This is a genomic window from Corynebacterium sp. (assembly GCF_022712195.1).
Classification (GTDB): Bacteria; Actinomycetota; Actinomycetes; order Mycobacteriales; family Mycobacteriaceae; genus Corynebacterium.
Genome location: NZ_JALAGY010000075.1, coordinates 21973 through 33192 on the forward strand (window position 1 = coordinate 21973; position 11220 = coordinate 33192).

Annotated in this window: 11 protein-coding genes; 3 read left to right on the plus strand and 8 right to left on the minus strand. The window is 68.5% G+C overall.

Annotated features, from left to right (window positions below; genetic code table 11):
• Positions 1-170: 170 nt before the first annotated feature.
• Together topA and Q0A34_RS09615 are read right to left on the minus strand one after the other, a co-directional pair.
• Positions 171-3143: a type I DNA topoisomerase gene (gene topA, locus Q0A34_RS09610; RefSeq protein ID WP_291479774.1), complete on the minus strand. Its 2973-nt coding sequence runs from the start codon at positions 3141-3143 to the stop codon at positions 171-173.
• 171 nt (positions 3144-3314) lie between these two features.
• Positions 3315-3944, minus strand: a complete 630-nt coding sequence (locus tag Q0A34_RS09615; protein ID WP_291479775.1) for an NAD(P)H-binding protein — start codon at positions 3942-3944, stop codon at positions 3315-3317.
• Positions 3945-4018: 74 nt separating this feature from the next.
• Here Q0A34_RS09615 and Q0A34_RS09620 point away from each other — a divergent pair, with 74 nt between their 5' ends.
• A complete protein-coding gene (locus Q0A34_RS09620; protein WP_291479776.1) occupies positions 4019-4393 on the plus strand; it encodes a helix-turn-helix domain-containing protein in 375 nt (124 codons plus the stop codon).
• A gap of 206 nt (positions 4394-4599) precedes the next feature.
• On the opposite strand, the gene Q0A34_RS09625 is transcribed toward Q0A34_RS09620, so the two are convergent.
• The gene (locus Q0A34_RS09625) at positions 4600-4803 is read right to left on the minus strand and encodes a cold-shock protein (protein ID WP_038546005.1); all 204 of its coding nucleotides are present in this window, start codon (positions 4801-4803) and stop codon (positions 4600-4602) included.
• A 415-nt stretch (positions 4804-5218) separates the two neighbouring features.
• On the opposite strand from Q0A34_RS09625, the gene Q0A34_RS09630 reads away from it, so the two are divergent.
• Both Q0A34_RS09630 and Q0A34_RS09635 read left to right on the plus strand, forming a co-directional pair.
• The gene (locus Q0A34_RS09630) at positions 5219-7576 is read left to right on the plus strand and encodes a DEAD/DEAH box helicase (RefSeq protein ID WP_291479777.1); all 2358 of its coding nucleotides are present in this window, start codon (positions 5219-5221) and stop codon (positions 7574-7576) included.
• 97 nt (positions 7577-7673) lie between these two features.
• Positions 7674-8990 (plus strand): lipase family protein, encoded by a 1317-nt coding sequence (locus Q0A34_RS09635; RefSeq protein WP_291479778.1) that lies wholly within the window; start codon positions 7674-7676, stop codon positions 8988-8990.
• Positions 8991-9019: 29 nt separating this feature from the next.
• Here the strand turns inward: Q0A34_RS09635 and Q0A34_RS09640 are convergent, their stop codons facing one another.
• From Q0A34_RS09640 to Q0A34_RS09660, 5 genes are all read right to left on the minus strand, one after another.
• A complete protein-coding gene (locus Q0A34_RS09640) occupies positions 9020-9646 on the minus strand; it encodes an HAD family hydrolase (protein WP_291479779.1) in 627 nt (208 codons plus the stop codon).
• A gap of 80 nt (positions 9647-9726) precedes the next feature.
• On the minus strand, positions 9727-10095 hold the full coding sequence (locus tag Q0A34_RS09645; protein WP_291479780.1) for an Rv3654c family TadE-like protein: 369 nt from the start codon (positions 10093-10095) through the stop codon (positions 9727-9729).
• The gene (locus Q0A34_RS09650) at positions 10073-10441 is read right to left on the minus strand and encodes a hypothetical protein (protein WP_291479781.1); all 369 of its coding nucleotides are present in this window, start codon (positions 10439-10441) and stop codon (positions 10073-10075) included. The genes Q0A34_RS09645 and Q0A34_RS09650 overlap by 23 nt, the downstream gene beginning before the upstream one ends.
• Positions 10442-10457: 16 nt before the next feature.
• Positions 10458-10745 (minus strand): DUF4244 domain-containing protein, encoded by a 288-nt coding sequence (locus tag Q0A34_RS13735; protein ID WP_363316444.1) that lies wholly within the window; start codon positions 10743-10745, stop codon positions 10458-10460.
• Positions 10746-10773: 28 nt separating this feature from the next.
• The coding region (locus Q0A34_RS09660; protein WP_291479782.1) for a type II secretion system F family protein at positions 10774-11220 on the minus strand (447 nt) is incomplete at its 5' end.

The window sequence follows — 11220 nt, forward strand, 5'->3', positions numbered from 1 at the left end:
CATTGAGGTTCAATCCATTGAACTTTAGGATAGACCTGCAGGAACTTACGGGCAACGCGCCACCCCGGACACGGCTCCGGGCCCGGGTCACGTCAGGTGTCCTGACATGGCCCGGGCCCGGACTTCTCCAGCGGGACAGGGCTCGGAGGCCCCAGGGGAAGAGGTCGCCGTCAGCGCTTCTTCGCGGCCGACTTCTTCACCGTCTTCTTCGTGGTCTTCTTGGTCGTCTTCTTGCGCGCGGACGTCGCCGACTTCTTCGCCGCCCCGCCGCCGTCGGCCGCCTCCTTGGCCCGCCGCTCACTGAGCAGCTCATTGGCCCTGGCGTCCGTCATCGTCTCCGGCGAATCACCGCGACGCAGCGACGCATTCGTGGTGCCGTCGGTGACGTAGGGGCCGAAACGCCCGTCCTTCACCGTCATCGGCTTCCCGGACACGTCGTTGTCGCCCAGCTGCTTCAACGGCGGCTTGGCGGCGGCCCTGCCCCGACGCTTCGGCTCGGCGTAGATCCGCCGGGCCTCGTCGAGGGTCACCGTGAAGATATGCTCCTCGTTCTCCAGTGAACGGGAGTCCGACCCCTTCTTCAGGTACGCACCGTAACGGCCGTTCTGCGCGGTGATCATCTCACCGTCGGAGGGGTCGACCCCCACCTCGCGCGGCAGGCTCATCAGTTTCAACGCCTCGTCCAGGGTCACCGTCGCCGGGTCCATCGACGCGAAGAGGGAGGCCGTCTTCGGCTTCAGGGTCTCCTGCAGGATCTCCGCGATCCGCTTCTCCTTCTTCTTCGCCGCGGTCTTCGTCTCACGGCTCAGCGGCTTCTTGCCCTCCGCGGCACGCTCGGCGTCCTCCCGGTCCCGCTCCGCCTCCACGGTCTTCTCCGCCTCGGCGGTGACACGGGCCTCCTCGTCCTCGGTCACCTGCTCGGTGACGTACGGCCCGTAACGGCCCTCACGGGCGACGATCATCCGGCCGTTCTCCGGGTTGACCCCCACCTCGCGACCGCTCTGCGGGGTGGCGAAGAGCTTCTCGGCGACCTCACGGGTCAACTCGTCCGGGGTGATGCTCTCGGGCAGGTTCGCACGCTGCACCTCGGGCTCCGTACCCTCCGGCGCACCCTCCGGTACCGGCTTCGTACGCTCCAGGTAGGGGCCGTAACGCCCCACGCGCACGATCACCGGGACTCCCTCGGAGTCGTCGAACAGGTGCAGGGAGTTCACCTTGCGGGCGTCGATGTGCTCCAGGTTGTCACCGACCATGGCCTTGAGTCCGCCGAGCCGGGCGATGGTCTCCGCGGTGGCGTCCGAGGCCTCGTCGTCGCCGAAGTAGAACCCCCGCAGCCAGTGCGAACGGTTCTCCTCACCGCGGGCGATGCGGTCCAGCTCGTCCTCCATCGACGACGTGAACTCGTAGTCCACCAGGGAGCCGAAGTTCTCCTCCATCAGCCCGACGACGGCGAAGGCCACCCAGCTGGGCACCAGCGCCGAACCGCGGGAGACCACGTAGCCACGGGCCTTGATGGTGTTGATGATCGACGCGTACGTCGACGGACGTCCGATGCCGAGCTCCTCCATGGTCTTGACCAGGGACGCCTCGGTGAAGCGCGCAGGCGGGTTGGTGGAGTGACCGTCGGCGGTGACGTCCCTGCTGGACAGGGCGTCGCCCTCGGCGAGAACCGGCAGCACCTTCTCGGCGTTGTCGGCGACGTTGCGCCCGTCCGACAGCTGGCTGGTCTCCACGTAGGCCTTCAGGAAGCCCGGGAAGGTGATGGTGCGCCCGTTGGCCTGGAAGTCCGTCCGCTCGCCGCTGGTGGCGGTCCCGGAGACGGTGACCTTCATCGAGGTGCCGCGGGCGTCCGCCATCTGGCTGGCGACCGTGCGCTGCCAGATCAGCTCATAGAGCTTGAACTCCTCGGCGTCCAGCTGCCCCGACAGCTTGCCGGGGGTGGCGAAGGTCTCGCCGGCGGGACGGATGGCCTCGTGCGCCTCCTGCGAGTTCTTGACCTTGCGGTTGTACTGGCGCGGGGCGTCCGCCACGAAACTGGGCCCGTAGAGCTCACGGGCCTGCTGACGCGCGGCGTCGATACCCGACTTCGACAGCGTCGTCGAGTCGGTACGCATGTAGGTGATGTGGCCGTTCTCGTAGAGACGCTGCGCGATACGCATCGTGCGCTCCGAGGTGTAGTGCAGCTTCCGCCCGGCCTCCTGCTGCAGCGTGGAGGTCATGAACGGCGGGTAGGGACGCCGGGTGTACGGCTTCTCCTCGACCTTCGACACCGACATCGCGACGCCGGTGAGGTTCTCCGCCAGGGTCTCGGCGGTCCGCCGGTCGATGACCGTGACATTGGCCTGGGCCTTCCCGGTCTTCAGCCTGCCGTCGTCGCCGAAGTCACGGCCCTGCGCCACCCGCCTGCCGTCGACGGCGACCAGGGAAGCGTCGAAAGACGTGGGGTTAGGGGACCCGGAGGTGCCCCCCGCCCCGTCACCGGTGTCGAGCGTGGCGGTGAGGTCCCAGTACTCCGCGGACACGAACGCCATGCGCTCACGTTCGCGCTCCACGATGACCCTGGTCGCCACGGACTGCACCCGGCCTGCCGACAGCCGGGGCATGACCTTGCGCCAGAGCACCGGCGAGACCTCGTAGCCGTAGAGACGGTCGAGCACACGACGGGTCTCCTGGGCGTCGACGAGATCCAGATCGAGGTCACGGGTGTTCTCGGCGGCCTCCCGGATGGCGGCCTCGGTGATCTCGTGGAAGACCATGCGACGCACCGGCACCGTGGGCTTGAGCACCTGCAGCAGGTGCCAGGCGATCGCCTCCCCCTCACGGTCGGGGTCAGTGGCGAGGAAGACCTCGTCGACCTGCTTGAGCTTGCTCTTGAGGTCGGCGACCTTCTTCTTCTTGTCCGGGCTGACGACGTAGAGGGCCTCGAAGTCGTCGTCGACGTTCACGCCGAGACGTGCCCACGGTTCCTTCTTGTACTTGGCGGGCACGTCGGCGGCGCCACGCGGGAGGTCACGGATATGTCCGACGGACGCGTCGACAATGTACTTGTCGCCGAGGTAGCGCTGGATCTTCTTCGCCTTCGTGGCGGACTCGACGATGACGAGCTTCTTCCCGTCGCCGCCCTGTGTCTCCTGCGCTGCCATCGGTGTCGCTCCCACCTTCTCCTGTCGTTCCCGTGCTTCGGTGCCCTGATCCCTGCGCTTATGGATTCACTCCGGCGCACAAGGGGTTCGAGGTGAGACCCTACACGCCACGGGCGCAACTCCGCGGAAACGCATTCCTACGGGGGGTTCCGGAACTTCTCAGGCGTCGGCTCAGGCGTCGGCGACGGTGAACCGGGCCCGACGGTGCGCCGGGGTCTCGATCTCGTCGAGTGCCGCACGGGCGAATGTGCCGGTCGTGACGCTCTCACCGGCCGGGTGGTCGTCGCCGAGGACGTAGGATTCCGCGGGTGCGCCGGGGCCGATCTCCGGGGCCGGGGCGAGCATCGTCCAGTCCAGCGACGCGGGGGCGGCGCGGTAGAGCTCGAGCACCTCGGCGAAGGACCGTGCCTCGGCGGCGTACGCCTCGGGGAAGTCCGGGGTGTCGACGAGCCGGGTGCCGTCCTCGGTGAGGGTCGCCCCGGCACCGCCGACGACGAAGACACGGACCGCCAGACCCGCGAGAGCCGGGACCAGTGCGGCGTGCGCGTCGATGACGGGCTGGACGGAACTTCCGTCCCTCGGGCCCGGGACAGAGATGACGAGGACGTCGGTGTCCTTCGCCCGGTTGACGACGTCGGCGGTGTCGCCGAGATCGCCGGTGACGTAGCTGACGCCGTCGACAGTGTTGTCGGGGTTGCTGCGGCGCGAGACCCCGGTGACCCGGTGACCCCGGGACACCGCCTCGCGGGTGATGTCGCTGCCGACCATGCCGGTGGATCCGTAAACGGTGATAGTAGCCATGTCCGCCAGCATAACCTGTACACTTCCTTTTGTACAGTGCCTTCCTGAAATAGCGTGGTGATACCATGGGAAGTATGACGGACGCCCCCTGGAACCCTGCCGCGCGCGACTGCCCCAGCCGCGACCTCTTCACCACCGTCGGCGACCGGTGGAACATGCTGATCCTGCTCGCCCTGGAACACGGCCCCCTGCGCAACGGCGAGATCCGGACGGCGGTCGACGGCATCTCCGTGCGGGTTCTCGCCCAGCGGCTGTCCACCCTGGCGGCGGACGGCCTGGTCACCCGCACCGCCTACCCGGAGATCCCGCCCCGGGTGGTCTACGAACTCACCGACCTGGGGCGCTCCGCACTACCGCCCGTGCACGCCCTGTTCGACTGGACGGTGGAGCACATGTCGGACGTGGCCGGGCACCGCGCGGGCGCCGGTTCGGACATTCGCACCCCATAAGGACCTGACGTTCACAAACGCGCAGGTCAGATTCGTAGAAGTCCCTGATGGGGTGCGACAGATGCCGGCAGCCCCACCCCTACCCCAGAGACAACAATGACGTCGCCCGGCACCTGCGGATCTCTCCGCAGACGCCGGGCGACGCCTCTGTGAAACTGCTGCCCGCGGGACCTAGGTCCCGCGGGCCGCGGGTTCAGTCAGAGCTCTCAGAGAGCGGTGACAGCCTGAGCCTGGGGGCCCTTGGCGCCGTCGCCGATCTCGAACTCGACCTGCTGGTTCTCCTCGAGGGTACGGAAGCCGTTGCCCTGGATCTCGGAGTAGTGGACGAAGACGTCAGCGCCACCATCGTTCGGTGCGATGAAGCCGTAGCCCTTTTCAGCGTTGAACCACTTGACGGTTCCCTGTGCCATGTTCTTTCCCTTACTTACATGTCGGTGATCGGTGCCCCGCCAACTTTTCGCGAGGCCACCGGGCCGATGCTAGAACCACCGATTAAGGTTGGTCCGTTCGCATGCAAACAACTCCCGCGAACGTTTTACCTACTGACTGCGGGTCTAACCGGTGATACAGCGAGCAAAGCGACGCACAGAAACTGTGACCGCCCACCAGTGTTCCACGTTTCGCGCCGGAGCACCATACCATCGGCACTATTTTCTGCCCGCACCGCAGGATTGGCAGCCAGGTCACAGCTTCCGGTAATATCCTTCGCCACCGAAAACAACTGTGACCTGCACAGACCTGCACGAACCCGCACAGTCACAGGGGAGGGCCGGCAGAGTCCGCCCGCGGCTCCGCCCCCTCCCACCCCTGCCTACACTGTTCACCATGAGCGAATCCTTCGGCGCCGAACTTCTCGGGACACTTGGTCCGTCGGACAGCCCTGACACGCTCACCCACGTGCGTACCGAGGCCGCCCGCACGTCGACACCGGTGGACTGGCCGGACTGGGTGCCGCCCGGGCTGCGCGACCACCTCGTCGACGACGGCGTCACCACCCCCTGGTCACACCAGGTCGCCACCGCGCAGCACGCCTGGGAGGGGCGCGACGTGGTCGTCTCCACCGGCACGGCGTCCGGCAAGTCGCTGGGCTACCAGTTGCCCGTCCTGTCGGCACTCGCGTCGGACGCCACCGCGTCCTGCCTGTACCTCTCCCCCACCAAGGCGCTCGCCCAGGACCAGCGGGCCACCCTGGCCCGGCCGTGTTCACAGGTCCCGGAACTGCGCGGGGTGATGGTGGCCTCCTACGACGGAGACACGCCCCCCGAGGCGCGGCGCACGATCCGTGACGACGCCCGCATCCTCGTCAGCAACCCCGACATGGTGCACGCCTCACTGCTGGGGCAGTCGCAGCGGTGGTCGCGGCTGCTGCGCACGCTGCGTTTCATCGTCGTCGACGAATGCCACGTGTACCGGGGCGTCTTCGGGGCCCACGTGTCGCTGGTGCTGCGGCGGCTCCTGCGTCTGGCCGCCCGGGCGGGCTCCTCGCCGACGATCGTCCTGGCCAGCGCGACGACGGCGGACCCGGAACGCCATGCCGAGCGGCTCACCGGCCGCCCCACCGTGGCGGTCACCGGGGACGGCTCGCCCCGGGGCGAGCGCACCATCGCACTGTGGGAACCCGGCTTCCGGGAGGACGTCGTCGGCGAGCACGGCGCGCCGGTCCGTCGGGCGGCCACCACCGAGTCCGCCCGGATCATGGCCGGGCTCATCGGGGAGGGGGCACGCACCCTGACCTTCGTCCGGTCCCGACGTGGCGCCGAGACCACCGCCCTGGCCTGCGCCGAGGAACTCGCCGCCGCGGGACGTCCCGGCGACGCCGCACGCGTCGCTTCCTACCGTGCCGGCTACACCCCGGAGGCCCGGCGCGACCTGGAGCGGCGCCTCGACAACGGTGACCTGCTCGGCCTCGCCGCCACCAGCGCCCTGGAACTCGGCATCGACGTCGGCGGGCTCGACGCGGTGGTCTCCTGCGGGTTCCCCGGCACGGTGGCCAGCTTCCGGCAGCAGGCGGGCCGCGCCGGCCGGCGGGGTCAGGGGTGCCTGGTGGTCATGGTCGCCGGCGACAACCCGTTGGACACCTACCTCGTCCACCACCCGGAGGCGTTGCTGGACATCCCGGTGGAGGCCAGCGTCTTCGATCCGTCGAACCCGTACATCCTGGCGGGGCACCTGCTGTGCGCCGCCGCCGAAGCGCCGCTCACCGACGGCGACGTGGTGTCCTTCGGTCCGACGGCCCGGCGCGTCGTCGACTCGCTGGTGGCGGACGGGTCGTTGCGCCGACGGCCGCGCGGCGTGTTCTGCGACCTGGAGATCGCCGGTGAGGTCCACGGCCGGGTGAGCATCCGGGGCGGTGCGGGTGACGAGGTGGTCATCGTCGACCGGCAGTCCGGTCAGGTGCTCGGCACCGTCGACGCCGCACGTGCCGTCAGCGAGGTCCACGACGGTGCGGTCTACGTCCACCAGGGGGAGAGTTACCTGGTGGACGAGCTCTCCCTCGGGGAGTCCGTCGCCCTCGTTCACCCGGAGACCCCGGAGTGGACCACCCGCGCCGAGGAGACGGTCTCCATCAGGGTGGAGGGGCTGCGGCGCACCTGTGAGATCGGTGGCACGGACTCTGCACCGTCGGGGGTGTGGACGGCGGACGTGGACGTGGAGGTGTCCCACCAGGTCACCGGGTACCAGCGTCGGTCCCGGGACGGTGAGGTGCTCACCACCGTGCCGTTGGACTACCCGCCGCAGCGGCTGCGCACACGCGCAGTGGCGTACACGGTGGACCCGGCCGTGCTCTTCGACCTCGGCGTCGAGGAGCCGTTGTGGCCCGGTACCCTGCACGCCGCCGAGCACGCAGCCATCGGTCTGCTGCCGTTGCTGGCCACCTGCGACCGGTGGGACATCGGCGGGGTCTCCACGGTGCTGCACCCCGACACCGGGTTCCCCACCGTCTTCGTCTACGACGGGTACGAGGGAGGCGCGGGCTTCGCCGAGGCCGGGTTCGAGCGTTTCGCGCAGTGGATGGCGATGACCGCGGACACGGTGGAGTCCTGCGCGTGCGAGTCCGGGTGTCCGTCCTGTGTGCAGTCACCGAAGTGCGGCAACGGCAACGACCCGCTGTTCAAGCATGGTGCTGCTGTGCTGCTGCGCGCCTTGGCGGAGGCGGCGTCCCGACGCGGGGACGGTCCCTGACCGGACGTTCTCCGCCCGCGGCGGGCCTGACGCATCTAGAGTCGACGGCAGCAGTAGTTTGTGCCGACGAAGTTTCTGAGGAGCTCCGAGGAGTCCGATGTCCCGCCCTGCCCTGTCTGCCCTGTCTCCCCTGTCCACGCTTCGACGTCTCCTGGTCCCCGCGGCAGTGCTCGCACTGGCCGGCGGCGCCCTGGTTCCCCCCGCCTCCGCGCTTCCTGTGCCCGGTGTCGGTTCACTGCCGGCGGAGCTGGTCGACGCCGGCGACCCTGCCCGGCCACCAGCGCCGGCCGAGGAGACCCCGGACTGGTCGGGGTTGGACGTCACCGACGGAGTCACCCTCCCCGACCGGGTCGGGGTCCCGGTTGACGAGGTGGCCCTCAACCCCGACCTCGGACTGGGGTCCGCGGGCGTGCAGCGTCGGTTCGTGTACTCCACCGTGGACCAGCACAGGGAGGTTGCCGCCTCGACCGCCGCCGTCTTCCTCCCGGAGGGGCCCGCGCCCGAGGGCGGGTGGCCGGTGCTCGCCTGGGCCCACGGCACCGTCGGCCTGGGCGACGGTTGCACCCCGTCCGCGCTGCCCCGCAGCCAGAGGGACGCCGACTACCTCGCCCACTGGTTGGGTCAGGGGTACGCCGTCGTCGCCTCCGACTACGTGGGGATGGGGACGCCGGGGCTGATGTCGTACCTGAACGGCCCGGTCAGTGCGGCGAACGTCATCGACTCGGTGGCTGCCGCCAGGTCCCTGGACTCGGTGGGGCCGTCCCTGTCGGGGTCGTGGGCCGTGATCGGCCAGTCGCAGGGCGGTGGCGCGGCACTGCACGTGGCCCACGCCGCCACGGAACGCAGCGACGACCTCGGCCTGGACTACCGGGGCGCTGTCGCCACCGGTGCCCCGGCCTATGTCGAGGAACTGGTGCTGGCGGGTTCCCCGTCGTTCCCGCCGGTCGTGTTGCCGACGGGGTTGAACGTGTACACCGCCTACATCCTCGCCGGTTTCCGCGAGGCGCACCCGGAGCTCGACCTGGACTCCGTCCTGTCCGACGAGGGACGGCGGATCGCCGACATGGCCGAGACCGCGTGCTACCCGGAGCTGGCCGACGCCCTGGACGGTGTCGGCATGTCCCGTGTCTTCACCGCCCCGATCAGGTCGGTACCGGGCCTGGAGCCGGCGTTGCGCTCGTACATGGCGACACCGACCGACGGCTACGACAGGCCGGTGTTCGTGGGGCACGGGCTGCTCGACATCGACGTACCGAGTCCGATCGGCGTGCTGCTGAACTCGCAGATGTGGATCAACCAGTTCGCCGGCTCCAATGAGCAGGTCGAGGTGCACTGGTACAACGAGGACCACAGCGGTGCGATGGTGGCGTCGATGCCGGACTCGACCCCGTTCCTGCGGTCGTTGTTCGCCTGAGCGCCGCTGTCGGCAGCGTTAATTGAGAGTCAACCCCAAAGAGCCGCAAGCTCAGCGAGCGATTTCAGGTGAAAGTCTGCTAGTTTAACCTCGGGGCGCCGCGAGTGAATAATCCCCCACGGTCCCTGTTCAAGAAATGCGGTCTGCATGCCCATTCGCCTCGCAGGCAAGATATCGTTATCGAGTCGATCGCCCACATATAAGACCAACCCAGCATCAATTCCAGAAGCATCGACTACTTTCTGAAAGAATTCCTCCGATGGTTTTTCTACTCCCCATTGCGATGACGATGCGATGAAGTCAGCAGGCACCCCAGCCGCTGCGATCTGCTCCACCGCACCTTCAGGCTGATTTCCAGCTATACCGATCGAGAGCCCCGCAGAACGCGCGGAGGAAATACAGGGCAGCACATCCGGGTAAAGGTCTTCCTTCAAGAGGACTGGACGATTCTCGGGATCCCGAATTCCGAGCTCATCCCAAATCTTTCTATGGTCCTCACCTCTTTCAATCAACGAACCGAAAAGCGCGAGGAAGGTGAACGCAGGAACACCAGCCATCGTTGCCTGATCCGTCCATTGTCTAGTCTCATCAACGAGCGTCTCCCCAACATCAAAAACGATGGCGCGAGCATTCAGGGAAAATTCATTCAGAACCATCCTTCAATAGTGCCATCCAATCAATACAAGTTCCAGCAATCGCACAAATCATCATGAGTCAAAGGCAGCACCAGCGCCGCTCACTGCACCGGACCGGCCTCAGCCGTCGCCGTCCTTCCTGTGACCGTCACCGTCACCGAGATCCCTTCGAGCCCCTCGGGCCCGTGGTCCGTCTGCTCCCCGCGCACCGGGGCGCAGGAGTTGAGGGCGGCACCGTTGTCCCGGGCGACGGCCGCGGCCACCGTACAGGCCTCCTCCACTCCGGCACGCTGCATCACCGTGGCAGCGGACAGGGCGGTCATGTCGGCCGCCAGAGTGGCACGGTGCGACTGCAGCATGCCGGTCACCCCGGTCGCGACGACCAGTGCCGACGCAACCACGGCCAGGATGACCGCGCTGCCGGCGACCGTCACGTTCCCCGCGTCGTCACCCCGCAGACTGTGGCTCACCGATGATCACCGCCGTGGCGGAGACGTCGAACAGCCACCCGGGAACGGTCACGTTCACGCGGTACTCGAGCAGACCGGCGGCGTCACCTTCCGTACCTGGTGTGGCACTGCCGGTCACCTCCACCGTGGCGTCGGGCTGTCTCGCCCCCACCACTGACCGGGCGGCCGGGGCGTCCCCCAGGGCGGCGGCCCGGGCCCCGTCACGGGCCAGCCCCACCGCCCCGAGGTAGGTCGCCACGGTGACGACGCCTGCGACGACCAGGCCGGTCACGGCGGTCAGGGCGGTGAAGACGATGGCCGCCTCTACCGTCACGTAGCCGTCGTCGCCACCGCAGTTCCCCCTCACGCCGCCGTCCCCCTTCCTACTGTGTGTCCAGCGCGCGCTGGAAGATCGACGTCAGCGCACCCTCGACGGCGTCGGAGGTGACCACGAGGTACAGCAACGCACCCAGTGCCGCGGCGGCGACACATCCCAGCGCGTACTCGATGGTGCTCATCCCCCGGTCGTCCCCCAGGACCGACAGTGCCGTCCTCTCCTGTTCCGGCTCCTGTTCCGGCTCTTGACCTGCTTCGTCGCCGATCCCCTCCCCGTACTCTTCCCTGTACTCTTCCCTGTATTCTTCTCTGCACTCGTTGATGTTCTCTTCCATGGTGTCCCTTCCGTTGTTCCTGTTGTTGTCACACTCCGGCGAATCCGATGACCAGGGGGACCAGTCCCACCACCACGAAGGCGGGGAGAAAGCACAGGGTCAGCGGGGCAGCGACAGCGACGAGCACCCGTTCGGCACCCGCCCGCGCCGTGTCGTCCGCCCGGCGCCGGAGACGGTCCGCCTGGGCGGTGACCGCCTCCGACAGCCGCCCGCCGTTCCGGACCTGTGCCGCCGCCCGACGCGCCACCGGCCCGAAGTCCGGGTCGTCGGCGAGGTGTTTCCACGCGTTCGCCCCCGCCCCCAACTCCAGCAGGCCCGCCACACGGTGCAGGTCGGCCACAGCCCTTCCCCTGTCCCTGGTCCTCCCCCTGTCACCGTCGTCCCGGGGATCCGGCCCCGCCCCGGGCACCGCCGCCCGCCCCGCCGCCACGGCAGGCAGACCTGCCTGCCCGGCGGCGGCGAAGGCGGCGGGGGC